Annotated in this window: 22 protein-coding genes and 1 other RNA gene; 13 read left to right on the top strand and 10 right to left on the bottom strand. The window is 69.2% G+C overall.

Features of this window, described 5'->3' with window-relative positions; genetic code table 11:
* Positions 1 to 145 precede the first annotated feature (145 nt).
* The 5 genes from sucB to IEV93_RS12950 all read left to right on the top strand — a co-directional run bounded on the left by sucB (position 146) and on the right by IEV93_RS12950 (position 5,512).
* Positions 146 to 2,044: a 2-oxoglutarate dehydrogenase, E2 component, dihydrolipoamide succinyltransferase gene (gene sucB / locus IEV93_RS12970; protein WP_188490091.1), complete on the top strand. Its 1,899-nt coding sequence runs from the start codon at positions 146 to 148 to the stop codon at positions 2,042 to 2,044.
* Entirely contained in the window at positions 2,044 to 2,922 is an 879-nt protein-coding gene (locus tag IEV93_RS12965; RefSeq protein WP_188490090.1) for a TIGR01777 family oxidoreductase, read from the top strand. Before sucB ends, IEV93_RS12965 begins: the two co-directional genes overlap by 1 nt.
* A complete protein-coding gene (gene lipB / locus IEV93_RS12960; protein WP_188490089.1) occupies positions 2,915 to 3,649 on the top strand; it encodes a lipoyl(octanoyl) transferase LipB in 735 nt (244 codons plus the stop codon). The genes IEV93_RS12965 and lipB overlap by 8 nt, the downstream gene beginning before the upstream one ends.
* The gene (gene lipA / locus IEV93_RS12955; protein WP_371873813.1) at positions 3,646 to 4,707 is read left to right on the top strand and encodes a lipoyl synthase; all 1,062 of its coding nucleotides are present in this window, start codon (positions 3,646 to 3,648) and stop codon (positions 4,705 to 4,707) included. The genes lipB and lipA overlap by 4 nt, the downstream gene beginning before the upstream one ends.
* Before the next feature lie 70 nt (positions 4,708 to 4,777).
* The gene (locus IEV93_RS12950; protein ID WP_188490088.1) at positions 4,778 to 5,512 is read left to right on the top strand and encodes a DUF4191 domain-containing protein; all 735 of its coding nucleotides are present in this window, start codon (positions 4,778 to 4,780) and stop codon (positions 5,510 to 5,512) included.
* Positions 5,513 to 5,527: 15 nt separating this feature from the next.
* Here IEV93_RS12950 and IEV93_RS12945 read toward each other — a convergent pair whose 3' ends face one another.
* Entirely contained in the window at positions 5,528 to 5,989 is a 462-nt protein-coding gene (locus IEV93_RS12945; RefSeq protein WP_188490087.1) for an RDD family protein, read from the bottom strand.
* A 123-nt stretch (positions 5,990 to 6,112) separates the two neighbouring features.
* Here IEV93_RS12945 and glnA (IEV93_RS12940) point away from each other — a divergent pair, with 123 nt between their 5' ends.
* Both glnA (IEV93_RS12940) and IEV93_RS12935 read left to right on the top strand, forming a co-directional pair.
* Complete coding sequence (glnA, locus tag IEV93_RS12940; RefSeq protein WP_188490086.1) at positions 6,113 to 7,546, top strand: type I glutamate--ammonia ligase; 1,434 nt, start codon at positions 6,113 to 6,115, stop codon at positions 7,544 to 7,546.
* A 167-nt stretch (positions 7,547 to 7,713) separates the two neighbouring features.
* On the top strand, positions 7,714 to 7,881 hold the full coding sequence (locus IEV93_RS12935; RefSeq protein WP_188490085.1) for a hypothetical protein: 168 nt from the start codon (positions 7,714 to 7,716) through the stop codon (positions 7,879 to 7,881).
* Position 7,882: 1 nt separating this feature from the next.
* Here IEV93_RS12935 and IEV93_RS12930 read toward each other — a convergent pair whose 3' ends face one another.
* The 4 genes from IEV93_RS12930 to IEV93_RS12915 all read right to left on the bottom strand — a co-directional run bounded on the left by IEV93_RS12930 (position 7,883) and on the right by IEV93_RS12915 (position 15,000).
* Complete coding sequence (locus IEV93_RS12930) at positions 7,883 to 8,893, bottom strand: endonuclease/exonuclease/phosphatase family protein (RefSeq protein ID WP_229705079.1); 1,011 nt, start codon at positions 8,891 to 8,893, stop codon at positions 7,883 to 7,885.
* A complete protein-coding gene (locus IEV93_RS12925; RefSeq protein ID WP_188490083.1) occupies positions 8,890 to 11,895 on the bottom strand; it encodes a bifunctional [glutamine synthetase] adenylyltransferase/[glutamine synthetase]-adenylyl-L-tyrosine phosphorylase in 3,006 nt (1,001 codons plus the stop codon). The genes IEV93_RS12930 and IEV93_RS12925 overlap by 4 nt, the downstream gene beginning before the upstream one ends.
* Positions 11,896 to 11,974: 79 nt before the next feature.
* Positions 11,975 to 13,315, bottom strand: a complete 1,341-nt coding sequence (gene glnA / locus IEV93_RS12920) for a type I glutamate--ammonia ligase (protein ID WP_188490082.1) — start codon at positions 13,313 to 13,315, stop codon at positions 11,975 to 11,977.
* Positions 13,316 to 13,398: 83 nt separating this feature from the next.
* The gene (locus tag IEV93_RS12915) at positions 13,399 to 15,000 is read right to left on the bottom strand and encodes an alpha/beta hydrolase (protein WP_188490081.1); all 1,602 of its coding nucleotides are present in this window, start codon (positions 14,998 to 15,000) and stop codon (positions 13,399 to 13,401) included.
* A gap of 170 nt (positions 15,001 to 15,170) precedes the next feature.
* Between IEV93_RS12915 and panB the strand changes: the two genes are divergently transcribed.
* The 3 genes from panB (at position 15,171) to IEV93_RS12900 (ending at position 18,612) form a co-directional block, all read left to right on the top strand.
* Positions 15,171 to 16,040, top strand: a complete 870-nt coding sequence (gene panB / locus IEV93_RS12910) for a 3-methyl-2-oxobutanoate hydroxymethyltransferase (RefSeq protein ID WP_188490080.1) — start codon at positions 15,171 to 15,173, stop codon at positions 16,038 to 16,040.
* A 77-nt stretch (positions 16,041 to 16,117) separates the two neighbouring features.
* Positions 16,118 to 17,107, top strand: a complete 990-nt coding sequence (gene pip / locus IEV93_RS12905) for a prolyl aminopeptidase (RefSeq protein WP_188490079.1) — start codon at positions 16,118 to 16,120, stop codon at positions 17,105 to 17,107.
* Positions 17,104 to 18,612, top strand: a complete 1,509-nt coding sequence (locus IEV93_RS12900) for a CYTH and CHAD domain-containing protein (RefSeq protein ID WP_188490078.1) — start codon at positions 17,104 to 17,106, stop codon at positions 18,610 to 18,612. Before pip ends, IEV93_RS12900 begins: the two co-directional genes overlap by 4 nt.
* Positions 18,613 to 18,637: 25 nt before the next feature.
* Here IEV93_RS12900 and rnpB read toward each other — a convergent pair.
* An RNA gene (rnpB, locus tag IEV93_RS12895) (RNase P RNA component class A) lies at positions 18,638 to 19,057 on the bottom strand.
* A gap of 121 nt (positions 19,058 to 19,178) precedes the next feature.
* On the opposite strand from rnpB, the gene IEV93_RS12890 reads away from it, so the two are divergent.
* The 3 genes from IEV93_RS12890 to IEV93_RS12880 are packed head-to-tail and all read left to right on the top strand — an operon-like array spanning position 19,179 to position 21,977.
* Positions 19,179 to 20,192, top strand: coding sequence for an alpha/beta hydrolase (locus IEV93_RS12890; RefSeq protein ID WP_188490077.1), 1,014 nt, complete (start codon positions 19,179 to 19,181; stop codon positions 20,190 to 20,192).
* Positions 20,193 to 20,223: 31 nt separating this feature from the next.
* The gene (locus tag IEV93_RS12885; protein WP_188490076.1) at positions 20,224 to 20,751 is read left to right on the top strand and encodes a DUF1697 domain-containing protein; all 528 of its coding nucleotides are present in this window, start codon (positions 20,224 to 20,226) and stop codon (positions 20,749 to 20,751) included.
* A 14-nt stretch (positions 20,752 to 20,765) separates the two neighbouring features.
* On the top strand, positions 20,766 to 21,977 hold the full coding sequence (locus IEV93_RS12880; protein ID WP_188490580.1) for an SLC13 family permease: 1,212 nt from the start codon (positions 20,766 to 20,768) through the stop codon (positions 21,975 to 21,977).
* 5 nt (positions 21,978 to 21,982) lie between these two features.
* Here IEV93_RS12880 and IEV93_RS12875 read toward each other — a convergent pair whose 3' ends face one another.
* The 4 genes from IEV93_RS12875 to cobC all read right to left on the bottom strand — a co-directional run bounded on the left by IEV93_RS12875 (position 21,983) and on the right by cobC (position 26,090).
* Complete coding sequence (locus tag IEV93_RS12875; protein ID WP_188490579.1) at positions 21,983 to 23,086, bottom strand: bifunctional RNase H/acid phosphatase; 1,104 nt, start codon at positions 23,084 to 23,086, stop codon at positions 21,983 to 21,985.
* A 19-nt stretch (positions 23,087 to 23,105) separates the two neighbouring features.
* A complete protein-coding gene (locus IEV93_RS12870) occupies positions 23,106 to 23,843 on the bottom strand; it encodes a zinc ribbon domain-containing protein (RefSeq protein ID WP_188490075.1) in 738 nt (245 codons plus the stop codon).
* A 101-nt stretch (positions 23,844 to 23,944) separates the two neighbouring features.
* On the bottom strand, positions 23,945 to 25,072 hold the full coding sequence (locus IEV93_RS12865) for a Nif3-like dinuclear metal center hexameric protein (protein WP_188490074.1): 1,128 nt from the start codon (positions 25,070 to 25,072) through the stop codon (positions 23,945 to 23,947).
* 1 nt (position 25,073) lies between these two features.
* The gene (cobC, locus tag IEV93_RS12860) at positions 25,074 to 26,090 is read right to left on the bottom strand and encodes an Rv2231c family histidinol phosphate aminotransferase CobC (RefSeq protein WP_229705078.1); all 1,017 of its coding nucleotides are present in this window, start codon (positions 26,088 to 26,090) and stop codon (positions 25,074 to 25,076) included.
* Positions 26,091 to 26,153: the final 63 nt, after the last annotated feature.

Here is a 26,153-nt window from a genome sequence, read left to right as displayed (position 1 = left end):
CACCGCCGACGCGCACGGGGTCGCTACGGGTAGGGTTTCTCATCGGTGGCCGTACCTCGTCACCACAGCTGCCCGGTCGCCCCTACCCGCGGCGACCAGACACGCGACCGCATCAATCGGATCTCGAGTCGAGGAGTCGACGAACATGGCGTTCTCCGTCCAAATGCCCGCTCTGGGTGAAAGTGTCACCGAGGGAACCGTTACCCGGTGGCTCAAGCAGGAGGGAGACACGGTCGAGGAGGACGAGCCCTTGCTCGAAGTGTCGACCGACAAGGTCGACACCGAGATCCCCGCACCGAAGTCGGGTGTCCTCACCAAGATCATCGCCCAGGAAGACGATGTCGTGGAGGTCGGAGGCGACCTCGGCGAGATCGGCGACGAGGGCGAATCCCCCGACTCCTCGGACTCCGAGTCCTCCGACGACGACTCGTCGGACTCCGACGACAGCGGGTCCGATGACGACGAGGCCGGCGGCACCGAGCCGAGCGATCTCGATGACGCCGACGACTCCGACGACGACGGCCCCGAGCCGTCCGCGGATGCCGACGAGCCCGCGAAGAAGCCCACCGCAGGAGCCGACGACAGCGGTTCCGCCGAGGGCACCGACGTGACGATGCCCGAGCTGGGCGAGTCCGTCACCGAGGGCACCGTGACCAACTGGCTCAAGGCCGTCGGCGACGAGGTCGCCGAGGACGAGCCGCTGCTCGAGGTCTCCACCGACAAGGTCGACACCGAGATCCCGTCCCCCGTCGCGGGCACGTTGCTCGAGATCGTGGCCGAGGAGGACGACGTCGTCGAGGTCGGTGGCCGCCTCGCGGTCATCGGATCCGCCGACGCGAAGCCGAAGGCCGAGAAGAAGCCCGAGCCCGAGCCGGAACCCGAATCGGAGCCCGAGCCGCAGGCCGAGGCCGAGAAGGTCGCCGAGCCGGAGCCCGAGCCCGAGCCGGAACCCGAGAAGCGCGAGCGCATCTCCGAGCCCGAGGAGCAGGAGAAGTCCGAGCCCGCACCGGAGCCCAAGGAGCAGGAGACCCGTAAGCCTGCCGCCGAGAAGTCGTCGGACTCCGATTCGGATTCCTCGACCTCCTCCACGCCTTACGTGACCCCGCTGGTGCGCAAGCTCGCCGGCGAGAACGACGTCGATCTCGACTCGGTCAAGGGCACCGGTGTCGGTGGACGCATCCGCAAGCAGGACGTGTTGGCCGCAGCGGAGGCCGCCAAGGCCCCGGCGCAGGAGAAGAGCGAGCCCGCCCAGGCACCCGCGGCGTCGGCCCCGGCCGAGACCAAGTCGGCCCCCAAGGGCGTCCGGCCGGAGCTCGCCGAGCTGCGCGGTACGACCCAGAAGGTCAACCGCATCCGCCTGATCACGGCCAAGAAGACCCGCGAGTCCCTGCAGACCAGCGCCCAGCTGACGCAGGTGTTCGAGGTCGACCTCACCCGTGTGGTCGCGCTCCGCGCATCGGCCAAGGCGTCGTTCAAGTCGTCGGAGGGTGTCAACCTCACCTACCTGCCGATCATCGCCAAGGCGACCGTCGAGGCGCTCAAGGCGCACCCGAACGTCAACGCCAGCATCGACGAGGACGCCAAGGAGATCACGTACCACGGGTCGGTGAACCTCGGGATCGCCGTCGACACCGAGCAGGGTCTGCTCTCGCCGGTGATCCACAACGCCGACGACCTGTCGATCGCCGGGCTGGCACGCGCCATCGCCGACATCGCCAAGCGGGCGCGGGAGAACAAGCTCAAGCCCGACGAGCTCGCGGGCGGCACGTTCACGATCACCAACATCGGGAGCCAGGGTGCGCTGTTCGACACCCCGATCCTCGTCCCGCCGCAGGCGGCGATGTTGGGTACCGGCGCCATCGTCAAGCGCCCGACCGTGATCACCGCCGAGGACGGTTCGGAGTCGATCGCCGTACGATCGATGTCGTTCCTGCCGCTGACCTACGATCACCGTCTCATCGACGGCGCGGACGCCGGACGGTTCCTGACGACGGTCAAGCATCGTCTCGAGGAAGCGGCCTTCGCGGCAGATCTGGGCCTCTAGTGCGCGTCGCCGTCGCCGGATCGTCGGGGCTGATCGGGTCCGCCCTGGTCGAGTCCCTTCGATCCGACGGCCACCAGGTGCTGCGACTGGTCCGACGGGAGCCGCGATCGGCGGACGAGATCGGTTGGTCACCGGAGACGTTCGGGGTCACCCCCGATGCGCTCGACGGAGTCGACGCCGTGGTGAACCTCTGCGGGGTGGGTATCGGCAACCGCCCGTGGTCGGGCGAGTTCAAGCAGAAATTGCGCGACAGCCGCATGGTTCCCACACAGGTGCTGGCCGAGGCCATCACCGCGGCCGGTGTACCGGTGTTCGTCAGCTCCAGCGCGACGGGGATCTACGGTTTCACCTCTCATCAGGTGATGACCGAGAAGAGCCCCGAGGGCAGCGGGTTCCTCGCCGAACTGGCGCGGGACTGGGAACGGACCGCGGCACTGGCCACCACGGCACGTGTGGCACTCATCCGCACCGCGCCGGTGCTGTCGCCGTCAGGCGGGCTGCTCGGCAAACTCCGCCCGCTGTTCAAGCTGGGTTTGGGCGCCAAGCTCGGCGACGGCGAGCAGTACATGTCGTGGATCACTCTGGTCGATCACGTCCGCGCGGTGCGCTTCGTGCTCGACAACGAGATCAGCGGTCCGGTCAACCTGACCGCGCCCCAACCGGTGACCAACACCGAGTTCACCGCGGCGTTCGGGCGGGCGGTGCACCGCCCGGCCAAGCTCTTCGTTCCCCGCGCGCTGCTGCGGGTGGCGGCCGGCGAGCTGGCACTCGAGATGCTGCTGGGCGGTCAGCGAGCGGTCCCGGATGTACTGACCGACAACGGTTTCCAGTTCGAACACCCCACCATCGACGCCGGGCTGGGCTACGCCAATGCCTGACCGGTCGTCGAGCGCTCGGCGCTCGGGGGCCGAGGTCGAGATCCGCGATCTGGGTCTGGTCGACTATGCGACAGCGTTCGACGAACAGCACCGCCTGGCCGCCGATCGTGCGTCCGGCGTGCTCGACCACGACGTCATGCTGCTGCTCGAACACCCGGCGGTCTACACCGCGGGCAAACGCACCGCGCCCGAGGACCGGCCGTCCGATGGCACCCCGGTCGTCGACGTCGACCGCGGGGGCAAGATCACCTGGCACGGCCCCGGCCAACTCGTCGGATACCCGATCATCGCACTCGCCGAACCGCTCGACGTGGTCGATTACGTGCGTCGCATCGAGGAGGCCATGATCGGCGTCTGCGCCGACCTCGGTGTCCACACCGCGCGCATCGACGGCCGTTCCGGCGCATGGGTTCCCGAGGACCCCACGACACGCCAACCGGCCCGCAAGGTGGGCGCGATAGGTATCCGCGTCGCCAGAGGTGTTGCGCTGCACGGGTTCGCGCTCAACTGCAACCCGGACCTGTCCGCCTTCGGCACGATCATCCCGTGCGGCATCCCCGATGCGGGGGTGACGTCGCTCACCGAGCAGCTCGGCCGCGTCGTCGACGTGGACTCGGTGCGGGCCGATGTGGCCCGCACGGTGGTCGACGCACTCGACGGGCGTCTGCAGGTGGGCTCCACCGAGCCCCGCCCGCCGGCACCACGCGGCGTAGCATCGACACAGTGACTGTGCATCAGGAGAGCCCCGCATCCGTCGGCATCGAGTCGGCGTCCGCGCCCACCGCGCCGAGTGGCCGCAAGCTGCTCCGGCTCGAGGTCCGCAACGCCGAGACCCCGATCGAACGCAAACCCGAGTGGATCCGCACCCGCGCGAAGATGGGACCGGAGTTCACCGAACTCAAGGCCCTGGTCAAGCGCGAGGGATTGCACACGGTGTGCGAGGAAGCCGGCTGCCCCAACATCTACGAGTGCTGGGAAGACCGCGAGGCGACGTTCCTGATCGGCGGCGAACAGTGCACCCGTCGCTGCGACTTCTGCCAGATCGACACGGGCAAGCCCGACGATCTCGACCGCGACGAGCCCCGTCGTGTCGCCGAGAGCGTGCAGGCCATGGGTCTGCGGTACTCGACCATCACCGGCGTCGCCCGCGACGACCTGCCCGACGGCGGCGCGTGGCTCTACGCCGAGACCGTCCGTGAGATCAAGCGGCTCAACCCGACCACCGGTGTCGAGCTGCTGATCCCCGACTTCAACAACGACCCCGACCAGCTCGCCGAGGTCTTCTCCTCGCGGCCGGAGGTGTTGGCGCACAACGTCGAGACGGTCCCGCGCATCTTCAAGCGCATCCGGCCCGCGTTCCGATACCAGCGCAGCCTCGACGTGATCACCGCCGCACGGGACGCGGGGCTGGTCACCAAGTCCAACCTGATCCTCGGCATGGGCGAGACCCCGGAGGAGATCAGCGAGGCCTTGGCCGATCTGCACAACGCGGGCTGCGACATCATCACGATCACCCAGTACCTGCGGCCCTCGCCGCGGCACCACCCCGTCGACCGCTGGGTCAAGCCGGAGGAGTTCGTCGAGCACTCGCGCTACGCCGAGGAACTCGGGTTCGCCGGCGTGATGGCTGGTCCGCTGGTGCGGTCGTCGTACCGCGCAGGCCGCCTCTACGCCCAGGCACTGCGCGTCCACGGACGCGAGCTCCCCGAGTCGATGGCGCACCTGGCGAACGAGTCCGGGGCCAGCCAGGAGGCGACCTCGGTTCTCGCGCGTCTCGCGCGCTGACCCCTCGCCGCACCCACCACGAGTGGACGGCACGTGATCATCGAGTTCGTCGGTCAGTATCCTGAACCGTATGGCGAAGGCACAGGCGACGAAAGAGGCGAAGGCGGCTGCGAAGGCCGCCCGGAAGAAGGCGTCGCGCGAACGCCGGACGCAGCTGTGGCAGGCGTTCAAGATGCAGCGCAAGGACGACAAGCTGCTGCTGCCGCTGATGATCGGTTCGCTCGTCGGCATCATCGCTGTCGCGGTGATCGTCGGTCTCCTCACCGGCGCGCTGGTCTTCCTGCTCCCCCTGGGCATCCTGCTCGGCCTGCTGGTCGCGTTCGTGATCTTCGGTCGCCGCGTGCAGAAGAGCGTGTTCGCGAAGGCGGAAGGTCAGGCCGGTGCCGCGGGATGGGCGCTGGACAATCTGCGCGGTTCGTGGCGCGTGAAGCAGGCCGTGACCGGTAACGCCCACCTCGACGCCGTGCACCGCGTGATCGGCAAGCCGGGCGTGATCCTCGTCGGCGAGGGTTCCGCGTCGCGTCTGCGCACCCTGCTCGCGCAGGAGAAGAAGAAGATCGCCCGCGTCGTCGGCGACACCCCGATCTACGACGTCATCGTCGGCAACGACGAGGGCCAGGTGCCGCTGAAGAAGCTCGAGCGCCACCTCAACAAGCTGCCGAAGAACATCAACGGCAAGCGGATGGATGCGCTCGAGTCACGGCTCGCCGCGCTGGGCGGCCGTTCCGGACCGGGGATGCCGAAGGGCCCGATGCCCGCGGGAGCGAAGATGAAGAACGTCCAGCGGAGCATGCGCCGACGCTGACGCGCCCGATCCGGGTCAGCGCGTGCGGACGAGTGCCGTCCCGGTCGCGCGGTCGTGCATGCCGCGCCCCTCGGCGTCGTTGAGCAGCGGCGGGACGATGAAGACGATCAGCACCGCGCGCGCCAGCGCACGGATGATGCCGACCGATCCGCCGCCGTCGATGCGGGCGACCCGCATACCGACGATGAACTGCCCGGGCGTGAACGAGAACAGCGTCACCGTCACCACGCCGACCACGAACCACACGGCGAGCACGGTGGTGGACAGCGTCGGCGACAGGAAGTCGACGAACAGCAGCGACACGCCGTAGCAGAGCACCCAGTCGACGAACAGACCCAGGACGCGCTGCCAGGACGACGCCAACGAGTTGGGGCCGGACTCGGCCAGGCCCAGGCGCTCACCGCGATAGGCGCCGATGTCGACCGGATCGAGACCGGCCTGCGGACCTGACAACCACGAACCAGTAGTACGACCCATGAATCCACTATAGGTGCGTATCCGGCCAGACCGCGGCGGCTAGTGTATTGGGTGCGCAACACCACCGTTCACGATCGTGTCTCGCTGCGCAGCGATCTCTCATCACAAAGGAGTCACCGACAGGTGTACAGCACACAAGAAGAACTTCTCGAAGGCATCAAGAACGAGGGAGTCGAATACGTCGACATCCGCTTCTGCGACCTGCCCGGGGTGATGCAGCACTTCTCCATCCCGGCGTCTGCCTTCGACGAGAGCGTGTTCGAGGACGGCCTGGCGTTCGACGGTTCGTCGGTGCGCGGCTTCCAGTCGATCGACGAGTCCGACATGATGCTCCTGCCGGACCCGGCGACCGCGCGGATCGACCCGTTCCGCAAGGCCAAGACCATGAACGTCAGCTTCTTCGTGCACGACCCGTTCACCCGTGAGGCCTACAGCCGCGACCCCCGCAACGTCGCACGCAAGGCGCAGGACTACCTCGCGAGCACCGGTGTGGCCGACACGTGCTTCTTCGGCGCCGAGGCCGAGTTCTACATCTTCGACTCCGTGTCGTTCAGTTCCGAGATCAACTCGACCCACTACGAGGTCGAGTCGTCGTCGGGCTGGTGGAACTCCGGATCGCCCGTCGACCCCGACGGCACCCCGAACCTCGGCTACAAGGTCCGCCCCAAGGGTGGGTACTTCCCCGTCGCCCCGTACGACCACTACGTGGACCTGCGCGACGAGATCTCGACGAACCTGACCAACTCGGGCTTCGAGCTCGAGCGCGGCCACCACGAGGTCGGCACCGGCGGTCAGACCGAGATCAACTACAAGTTCAACACGCTGTTGCACGCTGCCGATGACGTGATGCTCTTCAAGTACATCTGCAAGAACACCGCGTGGCAGAACGGCAAGTCGGTCACCTTCATGCCCAAGCCGCTCTTCGGCGACAACGGGTCGGGCATGCACGCCCACCAGTCGCTGTGGAAGGACGGCAAGCCGCTGTTCCACGACGAGGCCGGTTACGCGGGCCTGTCGGACCTGGCGCGCCACTACATCGGCGGCATCCTGCACCACGCACCGTCGCTGCTGGCGTTCACCAACCCCACGGTGAACTCCTACAAGCGGCTCGTGCCGGGCTACGAGGCCCCGATCAACCTGGTCTACAGCCAGCGCAACCGCAGCGCCTGCGTGCGTATCCCGATCACCGGCAACAACCCCAAGGCCAAGCGCCTGGAGTTCCGTTGCCCGGACAGCTCGGGCAACCCGTACCTGGCGTTCGCCGCGATGATGATGGCCGGACTCGACGGCATCAAGAACAAGATCGAGCCGCACGAGCCCGTCGACAAGGACCTCTACGAACTCCCGCCGGAGGAGGCCAAGGGCATCCCGCAGGCCCCCACCTCACTGTCGGCGGTCATCGACCGGCTCGAGGAGGACCACGACTACCTCACCGCAGGTGGTGTCTTCACCGAGGACCTGATCGAGACCTGGATCTCGCTCAAGCGTGAGAACGAGATCATGCCGGTGCAGATCCGTCCGCACCCGTACGAGTTCTCCCTGTACTACGACTGCTGAGCGACACCGCAGTCCGATCCACGACACCCGTCCGGCCATCGCGGCCGGGCGGGTGTTCTCGGTTGATCGCCCCCTCGGCGGGCGGGGCGGATACAGTCCGAAGTGACCACGGGGACAACGACCACACGGTCGGCCCGCACTCCACGACGAAGGCAAGGTGGCAGACGATGAGCTTTGAGCAGGCAGCCGAGCGAGCAGACGAAGCAGCCGGTATCGCGGCGATCGCCAAGGCCCACCTCGACGAGGATCGCGGGCACAAACTGCTCGCCGAGTGGGTGGAGATCCTCGCGCACGCCGTCGCCGCCCTGGCCCGCGCGCAGGCCCCGACGACCTGACTCACCTCGCGGTGAGGGACACCTCCAGTGCCCGGTGATCGGATGCGGGCACGTCGAAGGTGTTCAGCGACACCGCCGTCAGCCCGCGGGCGAGCACGTGGTCGATCCCGATCAGCGGGCCGTACCAGTCATCGCTGGGGTAGGTGAACTGCCACCGGCCACCGACCTGCTCGGTGGCGTCGCGAAATCCGTTGCGCAGCAGGGCGCGGAACTGGGCGTGATCCCAGGTGGCGTTGAAGTCGCCGCTGACGATCACGTTCTCTGCTGTCGTCTCGTGCAGGGTGTCGCGCAGGAGCTTCATCTCGCGCACCCACCGCGCTGGGTCGTAGGGGTACGGCGGGATCGGGTGCACCGCGAACACCGTCGTGCCCGGCGCCCCGGGCAGGTCGACGTCGGCCCGCAGGTTGTTCAACCCGAAGTCGGTGAGCTGTGCGGTGTCGCGTAGCGGGTACCGGCTGAAGATGCCCGTCCCCACGCCACCGGTCCCGGGGACCGCGAACTCGTGCGGGAGCAACGACCGCAGGTCGGTCTGACGCAGCCGGTCGAGCGCAGCCGGCGTCATCTCCTCGATGGTCAACAGGTCCGCCCGACTCGCGCGCACCCGCGCGACGACCGTCTCGACATCGCCGGCGCCGAGTTTGATGTTGGCCTGCACCACCGTGATCCGGTCCCCACCGGGGTCGGCGACCCCGCGCAGCAGCGGCGCCTGCGTCCAGATGCCCACGCCGAGAGCGATGACCGTGACGACGACGGTGATCCATCGCCGGGTCAGCGCCAGGATCAGCAGGGCGGGCACCCCGGCGAGGATCAGCAACGGTACGGCGCTCGCGGCGGCGGTCGAGACCCGGCCCCTCCCGGGGAACCAGTGCAGCCAGATCGCCCCGATGGCCGCGGCGAGCAGGGCCCATCCGAGCACGACCGCGAGGAAATAGACGATCTTGAACAGCGCCGAACGATGCGCCAGGCGCTCCCCGGTCCGCATGCTCCCCCGGCCCGATCGTCGCGGTCTCACCCGCCGAAGACCTTCAGCACGACCGACTTCGCCCGACGGGTCACGCGCAGGTAGTTCTCCAGGAACTCGTTGGCCTGGTCCTCGGGCCATCCGGCGGCGAACGCCACGGCACGCAACTGCTGACCGGGCCCGGGGAGTTGATCGATGGCCTTGCCGCGCACCAGGACCAGCGCGTTGCGGGCCTTCGTCGCGGTCAGCCACGCCTCCTTGAGCAGGGACACGTCGGTCTCGCTGAGCAGTTCGGCCGAACCGATCGCGTCCAGCGTCTGCAGCGTGGAGGTGTTGTGGAACGTCTGCAGCCGGTGCGCGTACCGCAGTTGCATCAGCTGCACCGTCCACTCGATGTCGGCGAGCCCGCCGCGCCCGAGCTTGGTGTGCATCGCCGGATCGGCACCGCGGGGCAGCCGCTCGGCGTCGACACGGGCCTTGATGCGACGGATCTCGCGCACCGCATCCGGCGACACTCCCCCGGCGGGATAACGGATCTCGTCGGCCATGTGCAGGAACGCGATCCCCAACTGGTCGTCACCCGCACACTCACGCGCCCGCAACAACGCCTGGATCTCCCACGCCTGCGCCCACTGGCGGTAGTACGCCGCGTAGGCGGCCAACGTGCGCACGACCGGACCGTTGCGCCCCTCGGGCCGCAACCCCGTGTCCACCTCGAGCGGCGGATCGGCGCTCGGGGTCCCCAGCAGTTTGCGCACGCGGTCGGCGATGGTGTTGGCCCAGCGCACCGCGACCGCCTCGTCGGCATCGGGCAACGGATCGCAGACGAACAGGACGTCGGCGTCGGAACCGTATCCGAGCTCACCGCCACCGAGGCGCCCCATCCCGATGACCGCGATCCGCGCGGGAGCGGGCTCGCCGCGTTCGGCGACCGAGGCGTCGATCACCACCCGCAGAGCGGCATTGAGCACCGAGGCCCAGACACTCGACAGAGCGCGACACACCTGTGCGACGTCGAGCATGCCGAGGACGTCGGCGGATGCGATTCGCGCCAGCTCGGCTCGGCGGTGCGACCGGGCGACGGCGATGGCGCGCTTGGGGTCCTGGGCGCGGATCGCCGACGCCACGAGGCCGCGGGCCACGTCGTCGGGATCGACCTCGATGAGCCGTGGCCCGTTGGCCGAGTCGGCGTAGAGGCGGATGACGTCGGGCGAGCGCATCAACAGGTCGGCGATGTACGCCGATGCGCCGAGCACCTTCATCAGCCGCTCGGCGACGACACCCTCGTCGCGCAACAACCGCAGGAACCAGTCGTGTTCGCTCACCTCGTCGCACAGCCGCCGGTAGTTCAGCAGACCGGCATCGGGATCGGGTGTGCGACTGATCCATTCGAGCAACGTCGGCAGCAGCAGCTCCTGGATCTGCCCGCGACGTCCCTTGGAGGTCAGCAGCGCCCGGAGATGACTGAGCGCGTGTTCGGGTTTGGCGTACCCGAGCGCCGAGAGCCGTCGGACCGCGGCGTCGTCGGAGAGACGCAGCTCGTCCTTGTCGAATCGGGCCACCGCCTCGAGCAGCGGTCGGTAGAACAACTTCTCGTGCAGCCGGCGGACGCGGTGGGCCTGCCGGCGGATCTCCTCGCGCAGGGTCGCGGCGGCGTCGAGATCCCCGTCGGGTCGAATGTGTGCGGCGCGGGCCAGCCACCGCATCGACTCGAGGTCGTCGAACTCGGGCAGCAGGTGGGTGCGTTTGAGCTTCTGCAGCTGCAGGCGGTGTTCGAGCAGGCGCAGGAACTCGTACGACGCGGTGAGGTTGGCGCCGTCGTCGCGACCGACGTAGCCGCCCGCGGTGAGCGCGGTCAGTGCCTCGACGGTGGACAGGACCCGCAGCGACTCGTCGACGCGGCCGTGGACGAGCTGCAGCAGCTGCACCGCGAACTCCACATCGCGCAGACTGCCGCTGCCGAGTTTGAGTTCGCGTTCCCGCAGACCCGCCGGGACGGTGCTCTCGACCCGTCGTCGCATGGCCTGCACCTCGTGCACGAAGTCCTCGCGCTCGCTGGCCTCCCACACCATCGGCGAGACGGCGGCGAGGTAGTCGCGGCCGAGCGCCATGTCCCCGGTCATCGGCCGGGCCTTGAGCAGCGCCTGGAACTCCCAGGTCTTGGCCCACCGCTGGTAGTACGCCACGTGCGACGCCAGGGTGCGGGTGAGCGCCCCGGCCTTGCCCTCGGGACGCAGGGCCGCGTCCACCTCGAAGAAGGCCAGCGAACCGATCCGCATCATCTCCCCGGCGATGCGCGCCGAGGTGGCGTCGGCGGGTTCGGCGACGAAGATGACGTCGACGTCGCTGACGTAGTTGAGTTCTCGGGCTCCGCCCTTGCCCATCGCGATGACCGCCAGGCGGCCCTCGAACGGCTTGTCGCCGAGGACCTCGGTCACCGCGACCGACAGCGCCGCGGTGAGGGCGCAATCGGCGAGGTCGGCGAGGAACTGACCCACCTGCGGGAACCACAGCACCGGCTCGTCCTCGACCGCGGGCGCGAGATCCCGGGCCGCGAGCTGCAGCAGGATGTTGCGGTAGGCCAACCGCAGCGCGACGACCGCGGGCGGCCCGGTCCTCGACGCCCGGTGGACGGGGTCCCCGTGCGCTCCGGGTTCGGCCACCGCGCCGACGGCGTCGAGGAGCTCACGGGACATCTCGTCGGTGGCGGGCAGGTCGTCGCAGTCGAGCAGGCGCCAGGTCACCGGTTCGGCCACGAGGTGGTCGCCGAGGGCCTCGGAGGAGCCGAGCACGGCGAACAGGCGGCCGCGGAAACACGGACGGGTACGGATGAGGACGTCGATCTCGGCCCAGTCCTCGCCCACCGAGGCGCGCAGTCGCATCAGCGTCCGCAGCGCGAGGTCCGGATCGGGCGCACGCGACAGCGACCACAGCAGCGGAATCGATTCCGGCGTGTTCCAACCGAGGGTGGCGAGATCGGAGCCGGCCGTGTCGTCGATCAGCCCGAGACGCCCCGGCGCGGGCACCGTGGTGCGCGTGGCAAGAGGTCTCACGCCCACGACGGTAGCCGTCGCGGTCCGGCGTCGGTGCGCAGACTCCTCGAACACGCCGGGTCTGCGCGGCGGGGGTGTCCTAGAGCGCCAGGTACCGGTTGAGCTCGAACGGCGTCACCAGAGAGCGGTAGTCGTTCCACTCGGACCACTTGTTGCGCAGGAAGTAGTCGAAGACGTGCTCGCCCAGCGTCTCGGCGAGCAGCTCGGAGGACTCCATGGCCTTGAGCGCGTCGGCGAGGCTGCCCGGCAGTTCCTTGTAGCCCATGGTCCGACGCTCGGCCGACGTCAGCGACCAGACGTCGTCCTCGGCCTCGTCGGGCAGTTCGTAGCCCTCGGCGACACCCTTGAGTCCGGCGGCCAACAGCACCGCGAACGTCAGGTACGGGTTGCAGGCCGAGTCCGGGCTGCGGACCTCGATGCGTCGCGAGGACGCCTTGTTCGGGGTGTAGAGCGGCAGGCGGATCAACGCCGACCGGTTCGCACCGCCCCAGCTGGCGGCCGTCGGCGCCTCGCCGCCGTGGATCAGCCGCTTGTAGCTGTTGACCCACTGGTTGGTGACGGCGCTGATCTCGGATGCGTGGTGCAGGATGCCGGCGATGAACTTCTTGCCGGTCTCGGAGAGCTGCATCGGGTCGTCGGGGTTGTGGAACGCGTTGGTGTCGCCCTCGAACAGGCTCATGTGGGTGTGCATGGCCGAACCGGGGTGCTCGCTGAACGGCTTGGGCATGAACGTCGCCCACACACCCTCGGCCATGGCCACCTCTTTGACGAGGTAGCGGAAGGTCATGACGTTGTCGGCCATGGACAGGGCGTCGGCGTAGCGCAGATCGATCTCCTGCTGCCCGGGCGCTCCCTCGTGGTGGGAGAACTCGACCGAGATGCCCATGGACTCGAGTGCGTCGATGGCGTGGCGACGGAAGTTCGGCGCGCTGCCGTGGACCACCTGGTCGAAGTACCCACCGGTGTCCGACGGGGTCGGCGGGGTGCCGTCGGTGGGCGCGTCCTTGAGTAGGAAGAACTCGATCTCGGGGTGGACGTAGCAGGTGAACCCCTGGTCGGCGGCCTTGTTCAGCTGCCTGCGGAGCACATGCCGCGAGTCCGCCCACGAGGGTGTCCCGTCGGGCATGGCGATGTCGCAGAACATGCGGGCCGAATGGTGCTTGCCGTTGCTCGTCGTCCACGGCAGCACCTGGAAGGTCGACGGATCGGGCTTGGCGATGGTGTCGGCCTCCGACACCCGCGAGAACCCCTCGATCGACGAACCGTCGAAGCCGATCCCCTCGACGAAGGCGCCCTCGAGTTCGGCGGGCGCGATCGCCACCGACTTGAGGTAACCCAGCACGTCGGTGAACCAGAGTCGCACGAATCGAATGTCTCGTTCTTCGAGCGTCCGAAGCACGAATTCCTTTTGACGATCCATGCTCGAAGGCTAGAAGTGCGCTGTTAAATCCGTGTTACGGACGCACTTCGGGTGAAATTTCCAGCGGGTTTGCCGGGCCTGTCTCAACATGTGGTACCCACCGCGGGCAGGGTGAGATCGACGAGGTAGCGGGTCAGCGGGGCGTCGAGGCACTCGACGCCCTCGAACGACGCGGTGTGCTGGGTGCCGCGGAAGGTCACCAGTCGCGCCCGTAACTGATCGGCCAGCGACACCCCCGCCTCGTACGGGGTGGCGGGGTCGTCGGTCGTCGACACCACCACCGTCGTCGGCAGTCCCTCGGCGTCGACGCGATGCGGGGTGGAGGTCGGCGGGACCGGCCAGTAGGCGCACTCGTCCGCCGCGCCCCGGCCCGATCCCCGACCGTCGTCGCGGAACGGGGCCGACGCACGCAACGTCCCGTCGAGCTTGTCCAGGGCGGCGCGGTCGGTGATGGCAGGCCCGTCGACACAGCGGATGGCGGTGAACGCGTCGGCGCTGTTGTCGTATCGACCGGACCGGTCGCGGCCCTCGTAGAGATCGGCCAGGCGCAACAGGGTGTCACCGCGTCCGGCCGACAGCTGGGCGAGACCGTCGCGCAGATACCGCCACAGCGTCCGGGTGTAGAGGGCCTGCCCGGTGCCGGTGATGGCGTCGGCATAGGTGAGACCGCGGGGGTCGGTCGTCGTCGCCGGTCTGCCGATGAGCGACCGCGTCAGCTCTTGGTAGCGCGCGGTGACCTTTCTGGGATCGGTACCGAGAGCGCACTGCGGCATCGAGGCACAGTCGACGGCGAACCGTTCGAAGGCCCGCTGGAACCCGGCGTTCTGTGCCACGACGTCGGCCACCGGATCGGCGGCCGGGTCGACGGCGCCGTCGTTGATCATCGAACGGACCCGCGTGGGGAACTGCTCGGCGTACGCGGCACCGATCCGCGTGCCGTAGGAGTACCCGAGGTAGTTGAGCTGCTCGACGCGCAGCGCACCGCGCATCACGTCCATGTCCCGGATGACATCGGCGGTGCCCACGTGCGCGAGGAAGTCCCGGCCCAGCTTCTGCGCGCACTCCGCGCCCACCGAGGCGTTGCGCTTCTGGACCGCGTCGATCCCTGCCGGTGAGGTGTCGACCCAGTCCGTCGCACGCACCCGGTCCCGCTCGGCGTCCGAGCGACACCGGATCGCCGGCGTCGATCGCCCGACCCCGCGGGGGTCGAAGCCGATGATGTCGAAACGCTTGCCGATCTCGAGGTCCGCGAATTGCCCTGCGGCACCGCCCATGAAGTCGACGCCGGACCCGCCCGGCCCGCCCGGGTCGGTGAGCAGGACGCCCGTGCGGTCACCACTCGCGCTCAGTCGGAACATCGCGATCGACGCGGTGGCGCCGTCGGGTTTCGCGTAGTCGACGGGGACGGTCAGCCGACCGCACTGGCTGCGCTGCTGCGGGTACTGCCCGTCGGGCAGGAACTCACCGCACGAGCCCCAGGCGATCTGCTGTCCGTAGAAACGGCCCAGGGTCCCGTCCGCGGGGTCGATCGACGATCCCGGGGTCACCGACGAGCCGGACGCCGACGGCGACCGATCGCCGACCGACCCCAGACCCGAGGTCCCGCTGGTGCAGGCGGAGGCTCCCAGCACGAGGACCAGGGCGGCTACCACCAGCCGGAGAAGCCGCGGCGTCGGTCGGATCATCGGCGCGTCAGGCGGCAGCGGAGCATCGGCCCATGGTGCCACGAGTCGCAGATGTGACCCATTGCACAGCGGGTCGCAGGTGGGTGAGCGCGTCGACGGGTGCAGACTGGTCGGGTCACCATCCACCCGGGTACTCGCCGAGCGAGACTCGAGGCACGAAAGAGACAATGATGTCCGAGAATTCTGTGTACGGCGCCGTGTCCACACCGGCCGACCCTTCGAGCACCGACTCCCCCGCGAAACCCCGTCGCATCACCCGCGTGCATCACCTGGCGCAGATGAAGGCCGAGGGCGAGAAGTGGTCGATGCTCACCGCGTACGACTACTCCAGCGCCCGCATCTTCGACGCCGCCGAGATCCCCGTCCTGCTGGTCGGCGACTCCGCGGCCAACGTCGTCTACGGCTACGACACCACCATCCCGGTCAGCGTCGACGAACTCATCCCGCTGGTCCGCGGCGTCGTCCGCGGCGCACCGCACGCGCTCGTCGTCGCCGACCTTCCCTTCGGCAGCTACGAGGCCGGAGCCCAGCAGGCCCTCGAGTCGTCCATCCGGTTCTTCAAGGAGGGCGGTGCGCACGCGGTGAAGCTCGAGGGCGGTGAGCGGGTCGCCGACCAGATCGCCGCGCTGACCGCGGCGGGCATCCCCGTCATGGCCCACATCGGCTTCACCCCGCAGAGCGTCAACGGGCTCGGCGGGTTCCGCATCCAGGGCCGCGGCGACGCGGGCGACCAGCTGATCGCCGACGCGATCGCGGTCGCCGAGGCCGGTGCCTTCGCCGTGGTGATGGAGATGGTGCCCGCCGATCTGGCCGGCCAGATCAGCCGCAAGCTGACCATCCCCACCGTCGGTATCGGCGCGGGCAACGAGACCGACGCCCAGGTCCTCGTGTGGCAGGACATGGCCGGGTTCACCCACGGCAAGACGGCGAAGTTCGTGAAGCGATACGCCGATGTCGGTGGCGATCTCCGTCGCGCAGCCGAGCAGTACGCCGACGAGGTCCGCCGCGGGGTCTTCCCCGGCCCCGAGCACAGCTACTGACTCACCGCGAGACGGACACGCGTCCGCCCGACGCGATGTGACGGCGGCGGCCGGGTGCGATTGGGCATAGTGGACCCATGCGCGATTTGTACCCGGAGATAGAGCCGTTCTCCCACGGCATGCTCGACGTCGGTGACGGACAACGGATCTACCACGAGTCCAGTGGTCGACCCGACGGCAAACCCGTGGTGTTCGTCCACGGTGGTCCCGGTGGCGGCACGTCACCCGAGCAGCGACGGTTCTTCGATCCGTCGGTCTATCGCATCGTCCTGTTCGATCAGCGCGGGTGCGGGAAGTCGACACCGCACATCGCCGACGGTGCCGTGCTGGCCACCAACACCACCGACCACCTCATCGCCGACATGGAGTTGCTGCGAACGACTCTGGGCATCGAGCGGTGGCAGGTCTTCGGCGGGTCGTGGGGTTCGACGCTGGGCCTGGCCTACGCGCAGACCCACCCCGACCGCGTCACCGAACTGGTGCTCCGCGGCATCTTCCTGCTCCGGCGCAGCGAGATCGACTGGTACTACAACGGCGGTGCCGCGCACATCTTCCCCGACAAGTGGGAGAACTACCTGGCACCGATCCCCGCCGACGAACGCTCCGGTGATCTGGTGGCGGCCTATCGGCGGTTGCTGACCTCGTCGGACCGTTCTGTCGCACAGGCCGCGGCGACGGCGTGGACGGACTGGGAGCAGTCGACGAGCTACCTCCTGCCGCGCCCCGAGTCCGACAGCGACGTCGAGGTCGACGCCCGCTTCGACCTCGCGTTCGCCTCGATCGAGAACCATTACTTCACCCATCACGGTTTCCTGGACGACGGCCAGTTGCTCCGCGACGCCGAGCGCATCGCCGACATCCCCGGCGTGATCGTCCAGGGCCGCTACGACGTGGTGTGCCCGATGCGCAGCGCGTGGGATCTGCATCGAGCCTGGCCCGCAGCCGATCTGCACATCGTCGACGACGCCGGGCACGCGTCGTTCGAGAGCGGGATCAAGCACCATCTCATCGAGGCGACCGACCGCTTCGGTGCAGCAGACCCGGAAGGAGCGAGCGCACAGCGATGACCGTCCACGAACAGGTCGAGATCGAGCTCAAGTTCGACGTCGATGCGGGACAACCGATCCCGGATCTCACGACACTCCCCGGGGTCGCCACGACCACCGGGCCGATCGTGGAGCAGCTCGACGCGACCTACTTCGACACCGAGAACCTCGACCTCGCCGACCACGCGGTGACGCTGCGACGGCGCACCGGCGGCCACGACGAGGGGTGGCACCTCAAGCGCCCGGGCACCGAACGGGGACGCACCGAGCGGCAGGTCCCGCTCGACGCCGCCGGCGACGACGCACACGCGGTCCCCGCCGAGCTCATCGAACCCGTCCGTGTCCACCTGCGCAGTCGCTCCGTCTCGCCGGTCGCCGCGATCGGCACCCGACGCCAGATCACCGAGGCCCGCGACTCCGAGGGCACGCTGCTCGCGGTCCTGTGCGCCGATCTGGTCACCGCGCGTTCGCTGCTGCCCGGCGGCACCGGACAGGTGTGGTCGGAATGGGAGTTCGAGCTCGTGGCCGACTTCGACGACGACGCCGCCGTCGAACTGCTGGAGAGCGCCGAGGCCCTGCTCCGCGCAGCAGGGGCCAGGACCGCCTCGAGTGGGTCGAAGCTGGCGCGGGCCATCGGGTCCACGCCCGGCCACCGGGAAAACCGTCGGCTCCCGGCGAAGCCGACCGCGCTGGAACTCGTGGTCACCGAACTGGCACGTCATCGCGATCAGCTCGTCGCCTGGGATCCGGCGGTCCGCGCCGACGCCGACGACGCCGTCCACCAGATGCGGGTGGCGACCCGACGGCTGCGCAGCGTGCTCAAGGCGTTCCCCGGCGTGCTCGACGGGCCCGAGCCGGAACGACTCGGCGAGGAGTTCAAGGAACTCGCCGCGATCCTCGGCGTCGCGCGTGACGCCGAGGTCCAGGCGGAGCGGTATCGCGACCTGTTGGAGGACGAGAACCCCTCGGCTGCACTGGAGTCCGCGCTCGTCGAGGCGCAGAACCAGCGTTACCACCGGGGACGGAAGGCGGCGGTGGCGGCGATGACCTCAGACCGCTACTTCAGGTTGCTCGACGCGATCGACGCCCTCCTGGTCGATCCGACGCCGGGCGAGAACGCGCAGGTGCCCGCGCGGGCGGCCCTGCGCGACGCGGTGCGGTCCTCCCGGAAGTCGGTGCTCAAGGCGCAGAAGAAGCTCAGCCGGTACGACGAGGGGACCCCGGAGTGGACCGAGCAGCTGCATGTGGTCCGCAAGAAGGCCAAGCGTCTGCGCTACGTCGCCGAGGCCGGCGCGACCCTGCGTGGGTCCCTGCACTCCGACGAGGCGCGCACGGCCAAGCGCATCCAGGCGGCACTCGGGGACGCCAACGACGCGTCGATCAGTCGTGAGGTGCTCGCCGTGGCGGCGGGATCGATCGGCGTCGATCCGACGGACGCGTTCGTGCTGGGTCGGCTCGACGCGCGCGAGCAGGCCGAACACGACCGCGCTCTGAAGCGGTACTCGGACGTGGCCGGCGACCTCTGACCCGGGCGTCGGCGGAGGACGGGTGCGAACGAGTCGACCTGTAAGCCGGATCCTGTCCCGATCACGGGGATCGGGGGCGATCATCCATCTGGGCACACCGTCGCCGGGTGCCTCGAGCGGTCCACCCGCAGGCTCGGGCGAGCAGCCCTCGACCACCTGCGCAGTCGCACCGTGAGGTGCGACCTTCGACCTTGCTCCGGGTGGGGTTTACCGAGCCGCCGCGGTCACCCGCGGCGCTGGTGCGCTCTTACCGCACCGTTTCACCCTCACCGACCGCGCCCGAGGGCGCGTGTCGGCGGTCTGTTCTCTGTGGCACTGTCCCGCGGGTCACCCCGGGTTGTCGTTAGCAACCACCCTGCTCTGTGGAGTCCGGACTTTCCTCGATCCTCAGCGTGTCGCCGCGCGCGGCAACCGTTCTGATGACCGCGATCGCCCGGTCGGCTCGTTCGCAGGCTTATGATAACTGCCGGGGGTCACCGTGACGTACGCGAGTACAGCGGTGCAAAGCTGCGCAGGAGATCTTTGGCCTTGTGCCATGGAGGGGGAAGTCTGTCATGCGACGAAAGATGATCGCCGCTGCAATCACGTCATTGGTACTGGTAGGCGGGGCGGTGGGGGTCACCGCGACGTCGTCGGCCGCACCGGAGAAGCCATCGGTCGCCGCGCCGTCGGCCCCGGCGAAGATCATCCGGACGGCCATGGTGTCCGCACAGCACGCGCGCCTGACGGTCTACTCGCCGGCGATGCGCAAGAACGTGGTCGTCGACGTGCTCGTCCCCCGTGACCGCACGACGCCGCGGCCGAGCCTCTACATGCTCGACGGCATCGACGCGGGCTTCCAGTCCGGCTATCGCGACAGCGCCTGGACCACCCAGACCGACATCGTCGATTTCATGGCCGACAAGAACGTCAACGTCGTCCTCCCCATCGGTGGCACCGCGAGTTATTACACCGACTGGCAGCGCACCGATCCCGTTCTGGGCGTCAACAAGTGGGACACCTTCCTCGCCCGCGAGCTGCCCCCGCTGATCGACAAGACCTTCGAGGGCAACGGCGTCAACGCCGTCGAGGGCGTGTCGATGGGCGCGAGCGGCGCGATGTCGCTGGCCGTGCGGCACCCGGGCCTGTACCGCGGGGTCGTGGCCCTGAGCGGATGCCTCGACCAGCTCGATCCGGCGGCCGCCCAGGCGACGCAGGCCAGCATCCTCACCCGCTTCGGCAACCCCGACAACATGTGGGGCCCGGCCGGGAGTGCGGCGTGGCGTCGACACGATCCCGCCTCCAACATCAGTGCGCTCAAGGACACCGAGATCTACGTCGCGGTCGGAAACGGCAAGGCCGATCCCCGTCTGGGTCGGGTCGGGCAGGCCTCGGCGATCGGTGGGGTGCTCGAGACCGGAGCCCTGATGTGCACCAAGGGTTTCGCGGCCGCGGCCCGCAAGGCCGGCGTCGACGTCACCTACGACTACCGCAGCGGTCTGCACGCCTGGGGGTACTGGGCGCAGGATCTGCACCGCTCCTGGCCCACCGTGGTCACGGCCCTGGGGCTGCCCCCGGTCGATCCCGCCGACTACCGCTGACCCGACCGGCGGTCACCGCTACTCTGTGCCGGTGACCGAGTACGTCGCGTTGCTGCGCGGCATCAACGTGGGCGCGATACGTATCGCGATGGCCGACCTGCGCACGGAGTTCGAGGCGCTCGGTCTGGGTGAGGTGTCGACGGTGCTCGCGACCGGCAACGTCCGGTTCAGCTCCGATCGCACCGATGTCACCGCCCTGCGCGGTGAGATCGAAGCGGCCCTGAGTGCCCGATTCGACTATCGGGCATACGTGTTCCTACATTCACGGGATGCGATCCGGTCCGCCCTCGACGGGTATCCGTTCCCGACCGACCAGGCCGACCGACACTCCTACATCCTGTTCGTCGCCGACGACGACGTTCGCGCGGAGTTGCTCGGCGCGGCCGCCGACCTCGATCCCGCAGTCGAGCGGGTCGCCGACGGCGACGGCGTCCTCTACTGGGACGTGGTCAAGAAGATGACGTTGACCAGCCCCTTCGGCAAGGCGCTCGGCCGAGCGCGATACAAGGCGACGACCACGAATCGCAACCTCCGCACGGTACGCAGCATCATCGCGTGAGCGCCGTCCTCCTGATGGCGGCCGCACTGGCTTTCGCGGTGTGGCGTCCTCGCGGCCTTCCCGAGGCCACCGTCGCGGTCCCGGCCGCGGTCCTCGCCGTCGTCATCGGGGCGGTCACCCTCGACCGCGCGTTCGCCGAGATGCGGGCACTCGCGTCGACGGTGATCATCCTCGCCGCGTTGCTCGTGCTCTCGCACGCATGCGGTGTCCTGGGCGTCTTCCGCTGGCTGTCGCAGGTGATCGGTGCGGCGGGTAGCGCGAACGGTGGCGGACCCACCCGACTGTTCGCCCTCGCCTTCGGTGGGGCCGCGCTCACCACGGCCCTGCTCAACCTCGACGCCACGGTCGTGCTGCTCACGCCCGTCCTGATCACGATGGCGCGCAGTCTGCAGGTGTCACCACGACCGATGGGGTACGCCACCATCGGCCTGGCGAACTCGGCGTCGACGCTGATGCCGGTCTCCAACCTGACCAATCTGCTCGCGTTCGCGGCCACCGGACTCGGTTTCATCCAGTTCACCGCGATGATGGCGCTGCCGTGGGTGGTGACCGTCCTCATCGAGTTCCTGATCTACCGCGTGTTCTTCCGCGCCGATCTCCGCGTCGCGCCGCAGCGCAGCGCCGCCGAGCCGGTGCACGCGCCGATCCCGGCCCTGGTCGTCCTGGGGGCGACCCTGGTCGGGTTCGCTCTGTCGTCGACGGTCGGTGTCGAACCGGTCTGGTTCGCCGTCGCCGGAGCCATCGTGTTGTCCGCTACCGCCCTACGCGCGCACCGTACGTCGCTGCGGGCGGTGGCCTCGGCGACCACCCCGCTGTTCCTGCTGTTCGTGCTCGCGCTCGGGGTTTTGGTGGCGGCCATCGCCGACGGTGGCATCGGTCGGTGGGTCGGCGAGATCGTGCCGACGGGTTCCGGACTCCTGTCCCTGCTCACCATCGCAGCCATCGGCGCGGTCGCGGCGAACCTGATCAACAACATCCCCGCCACGCTGTTGTTGCTCGCGGCGCTGGGCACACAGGCCGATCCCCCGCTGATCCTGGCGATGCTGCTGGGCGTCAACATCGGGTCCAACCTCACCTATGTGGGGTCTCTGGCGAACCTGCTCTGGCGCAACGTGAGTCGTTCCCATGACGCGGAGGCCTCGGTGGCGCGGTTCTCGGCGTTGGGCCTGCTGTCGGTCCCGCCCGCGATCCTCGCCTCGGTCACCGCGCTGTGGCTGGTGACCTGAACGCCTCAGGCGAGGTGGTTGGTGTCGTTGACCAGCTTCACCGACGCGCCACCGTCGGGATAGATCTCGGCGATCGACAGCGACGCGAGATCGAGATGGAGACGGAACAGCAGCGACGGTCCGGCGTCGAGCGCGAGCCGCAGGATGGTCTTGATCGGGGTCACGTGCGTGACCACGAGAACGGTGCCGGGGCCGTACTGCGACACCACGTCCTCGGTCGCCGCCCGCACCCGGGTGGTCACGTCGGCGAAGCTCTCCCCGCCCGGTGGAGCGACGCCGATGTCGCCCATCCAACGCCTGTGGAGGTCCGCGTCGCGCTCGATGGCCTCGCGGAACGTGAGCCCCTCCCACTCGCCGAAATCGGTCTCGGTCAGTCCCTCGTGAGTGTGCACCGGTAGGCCGAGCCGATCGGCCACCGCGTTTGCCGTCTCCTGCGCCCGCCCGAGCGGGGAGGCGACGATCGTGTCGATCCCGCCCTGCGCGGCGAGCCGATCCGCGGCGCGACTCGCCTGCTCGCGACCGAGTTCGGTCAGTTCGGGGTTACCGCGACCGCTGTAGCGACGGTCGACCGACAACGCGGTCTGCCCGTGCCGCAACAGGATCAGCTTCGTCGGGGCTCCGGCGGTCGCGGTCCATCCGGGACCGGCGGTCACCGCGGCCGCGGGGGCCGACGACGGCTCGGCGGCCGGGGTCGGCGTGTCGGTCTCGCCGAGGGCGTCCATGGCCTCGTTCGCGAGTCGGTCGGCATGAGAGTTCTGCGCCCGCGGAATCCAGATGAACTCGACGTCGGAGAACCGGCCCACGAGTTCGCGCGCCTGGCGGGCCAACGGGATCATGTCGGGGTGTTTGACCTTCCACCGGCCCGACATCTGTTCGACGACGAGCTTCGAGTCCATCCGCACCGTCACCTGCGTGGCACCGAGTTCGGCGGCCGCACCGAGTCCGGCGATCAGACCGCGGTACTCGGCCACGTTGTTGGTGGCGGTACCGATGTACTCCTTGCGTTCGGCGAGAACGAGATCTCCGGTGTGGTCGTAGACCACCGCGCCGTATCCGGCGACACCCGGGTTGCCCCGGGAACCGCCGTCGGCCTCGACGATCACCGCCATCGTGTCGACGGGCACCGGGCTACAGGCCGGACTCGTGGGTGCGGATGAGCACCGCACCGCATTCGTCGCACCGCACGACCTCGTCGGGCGCCTCTTTGCCGATCTTGCTGAGGGTGCCCCGGTCGATCTCCATCCGGCACGCACCGCAACGGGCCTGGCGCAGCAACCCGGCCCCGGTCTTTCCCAGCGCGACCTGCTTGTCGTAGACGGCGAGCAGCGCGGGATCGACCTCGGCGCGGATCTTGTCGCGCGCGGCCTCGGCGACCCGGGCCGAGGAGTCGACCTCGGCGCGCACCGCATCGACCTTCGTGGTGGCCTCGGCGATCTGGGTCTCGGTGTGCGACACCAAGGCCTGCGAACGCAGCTCCTGCGACGCGGTGGCCTCCTGGCGTTCCATCACCTCGAGCAGCTCGTCCTCGAGCACTCCACGTCGCCGACCGATGCCGGCGATCTCGTGTTCGAGTTCGACGAGCGCCTTGCCCGCCATCGTGCCGCCGTTGAGCAGCTGGGAGTCCTTGGTCTCGCGTGTGTTGAGGACCGAGATCTCGTTCTCGAGCCGCCGCACCTCGCGGTCGAGGTCCTCGGCGGCGATCTGGGCACTGACCGTCTCGTCGCGATACCCACGCATCGCCTCCTCGAGATCGGCCAGGGTGGCCACCTCGGGGGCATGGCCGCGGCGATGGGTCAGCCGCAACACCTCACCGTCGCGCTCCGCCAGCTCCAGCAGCAACCTCTGATCGGCCGGATCTGCCTTCATAACGCAGCGGTGTCCCTTCGTCGTCCGTGATGTTCGGTCTGGGGTGTTCGGTGTGGGGTGTTCAGTCTCGCGAGCCTACCGCTGTACAACCGATCCCCAGCTCACGCCTGGGGGCCTGCGTGCATCGTGAAGCGATCGGTGGTGTCACCGAACTCGTGCACGACCAACGACGGGTCGTGTGCGACGAGCACCGATGACACCTGCGCGCACCAGGGGAACTCCGTCGCCCAGTGCCCGGCGTCGATCACCGCGAGATCGTGGCCGCGAAGGTGCTCGTCGACAGGGTGGTGGCGCAGGTCGGCGGTGACGAAGACGTCGGCCCCGGATCCGGCGGCGGTGTCGATGAGCGAGTCGCCGGCCCCACCGCAGACCGCGACGGTGGTGACGACGGCGTCGGGGTCACCGGCGGCGCGCACCCCCCACGGCGCGACGGTCAGCGACCGCGCCACGTGATCGGTGAAGTCGCGCAGCGACATCGGCTCGGACAACCGTCCGATCCGGCCGAGACCGGTGTCGGCGGCGACCGGGACCGTCTCGAGCAGGTCGAAGGCGGGTTCCTCGTAGGGATGGGCGTCGCGTAACGCGGCCAGGACCGCCTCCCGGCTCCCGCGGGCCGCGACCATCTCGACCCGGTCCTCCACGACGGACTCGACGCGCCCGACCGTGCCGATGACCGGATGTGCCCCGTCGCCGGGACGGAAACGCCCGGTCCCGGTGACCGACCACCGGCACTCGCTGTAGTCGCCGATCGCACCGGCACCGGCGGCGAACATCGCCTCGGCGACGCGATCGGTGTCGGACTGCGGCACGAACACCGCCCACTTGTCCATCGGTGGCGTCGTGGTCGGTTGCAGCGGACGCATGTCGACGAGCCCGAGCGCGTCGCCGAGGGCGTCGGAGACCCCGGGCAGGGCGACGTCGGCGTTGGTGTGCGCGGTGTAGAGCGCGCAACCGGACCGGATGAGTCGGTGCACCAGGCGGCCCTTGGGGGTGTGCGTACCGACCGTGTCCACCCCACGCAACAGCAGGGGGTGGTGTGCGACGACGAGTTCGAATCCGCCCCCGACCGCGGCGTCGACGACGGCGTCGGTCACGTCGACACAGGTGAGCACCGCGGTCACCGCGTCGGCGGGGTCACCGCACACCAGCCCCACGCTGTCCCACGACTCGGCCAGATGCTGTGGGTAACGCGTCTCCAACAGTTCGATCAGGTCGGCCAACACGGCCATGTCAGATCACGTCCTTCCAGGCGTCGAGCAGGCGGGCCACCGTGGCGGGGTCGCGCACGGCCAGACGCAGATGATCGGGCGTCATGCCGACGAAGTTGGCACAGGAACGGACCGCGAAACCACCCTGCGCCAAATGGTTCTTGACCGACGTGCCGTCGGCGACCCGGACGACGACGAACGATGCCGCCGGGGTCCCGCACACCTCGACGCCCGCCTCGGTCAGCGCGGCGACCATCGCCTCGCGGTCGGTGGTGACCGTCTGGGCCTCGTGCCGGGCATGCGCGTGGCCGCGCTCGCCGAGGCACATCTCGATGGCCGCCAGCTGCAGCGTTCCCATCGGCCAGTGCGGCCGGGTCGAGGCGAGGCGCGCGACGACCGGCGCGGCGGCGAGGAGGTAGCCCGCCCGCAATCCGGCGAGTGCGAAGGTCTTGGTGACGCTGCGGATCACGATGACGTCGTCGAACCCCGACGACGCCAGGCTCTCCGGCTCCCCCACCGTCACGTCCGCGAACGCCTCGTCGACCACGATGGTCCGGCCGGGCCGGCGCAGTGCCTCGACGGCCGAACGCGGATGCAGTACCGAGGTCGGGTTGGTGGGGTTGCCCAGCACGATCATGTCGACGTCATCGTCGATGTCGGCGGTGTCGAGGTGCCACGGCTCGGGCAGAACCACCTGATCGACGGCGATGCCCGCCGCCCGCAGAACACGTTCGGGCTCGGTGAACGACGGTTGGACGAGGGCCACGCGGCGGGGGCGCAGGTTCGGCAGGAGCGCGAACCCCTCGGCCGCGCCCGCGAGCAGCAGGATCTCCGACGGCGGTCGGCCGTGGGTGTCGCCGACCGCTCGCACCGCCGCGAGTTCGTCGGCCCGGGAGGGATAGCGGGCCACATCGTCGATTCGGTGGCGTAGCTCGTCACGCAACCAGACGGGGGTCGCGCCCCGGACGTTGACCGCGAAGTCGACCATGCCCGCGGTCGCGTCGATGTCGCCGTGCCGGTCGAGCGCGGTCAGATCCATGTCCGCCTCGCTCCGACGCACCACACCGAATGTCACAGCGGTCCAGCCTACGGGGAGAATGAG

Origin of the sequence: Williamsia phyllosphaerae (assembly GCF_014635305.1) — a bacterium.
Taxonomy (GTDB): domain Bacteria; phylum Actinomycetota; class Actinomycetes; order Mycobacteriales; family Mycobacteriaceae; genus Williamsia_A; species Williamsia_A phyllosphaerae.
Note: the sequence above shows the minus strand (reverse complement) of the source record. Positions and strands in the feature narration are given on the sequence as shown.

Coding starts and splice junctions, on each gene's coding strand:
- pip (WP_188490079.1), top strand. CDS start 16,118: ATGCGCGATTTGTACCCGGAGATAGAGCCGTTCTCCCACGGCATGCTC.
- sucB (WP_188490091.1), top strand. CDS start 146: ATGGCGTTCTCCGTCCAAATGCCCGCTCTGGGTGAAAGTGTCACCGAG.
- glnA (WP_188490082.1), bottom strand. CDS start 13,315: ATGGATCGTCAAAAGGAATTCGTGCTTCGGACGCTCGAAGAACGAGAC.
- IEV93_RS12875 (WP_188490579.1), bottom strand. CDS start 23,086: ATGGCGGTGATCGTCGAGGCCGACGGCGGTTCCCGGGGCAACCCGGGT.
- IEV93_RS12950 (WP_188490088.1), top strand. CDS start 4,778: ATGGCGAAGGCACAGGCGACGAAAGAGGCGAAGGCGGCTGCGAAGGCC.
- IEV93_RS12890 (WP_188490077.1), top strand. CDS start 19,179: ATGATCGCCGCTGCAATCACGTCATTGGTACTGGTAGGCGGGGCGGTG.
- cobC (WP_229705078.1), bottom strand. CDS start 26,090: ATGGATCTGACCGCGCTCGACCGGCACGGCGACATCGACGCGACCGCG.
- IEV93_RS12935 (WP_188490085.1), top strand. CDS start 7,714: ATGAGCTTTGAGCAGGCAGCCGAGCGAGCAGACGAAGCAGCCGGTATC.
- IEV93_RS12945 (WP_188490087.1), bottom strand. CDS start 5,989: ATGGGTCGTACTACTGGTTCGTGGTTGTCAGGTCCGCAGGCCGGTCTC.
- IEV93_RS12900 (WP_188490078.1), top strand. CDS start 17,104: ATGACCGTCCACGAACAGGTCGAGATCGAGCTCAAGTTCGACGTCGAT.
- lipB (WP_188490089.1), top strand. CDS start 2,915: ATGCCTGACCGGTCGTCGAGCGCTCGGCGCTCGGGGGCCGAGGTCGAG.
- panB (WP_188490080.1), top strand. CDS start 15,171: ATGTCCGAGAATTCTGTGTACGGCGCCGTGTCCACACCGGCCGACCCT.
- IEV93_RS12880 (WP_188490580.1), top strand. CDS start 20,766: ATGGCGGCCGCACTGGCTTTCGCGGTGTGGCGTCCTCGCGGCCTTCCC.
- IEV93_RS12870 (WP_188490075.1), bottom strand. CDS start 23,843: ATGAAGGCAGATCCGGCCGATCAGAGGTTGCTGCTGGAGCTGGCGGAG.
- IEV93_RS12915 (WP_188490081.1), bottom strand. CDS start 15,000: ATGATCCGACCGACGCCGCGGCTTCTCCGGCTGGTGGTAGCCGCCCTG.
- IEV93_RS12865 (WP_188490074.1), bottom strand. CDS start 25,072: ATGGCCGTGTTGGCCGACCTGATCGAACTGTTGGAGACGCGTTACCCA.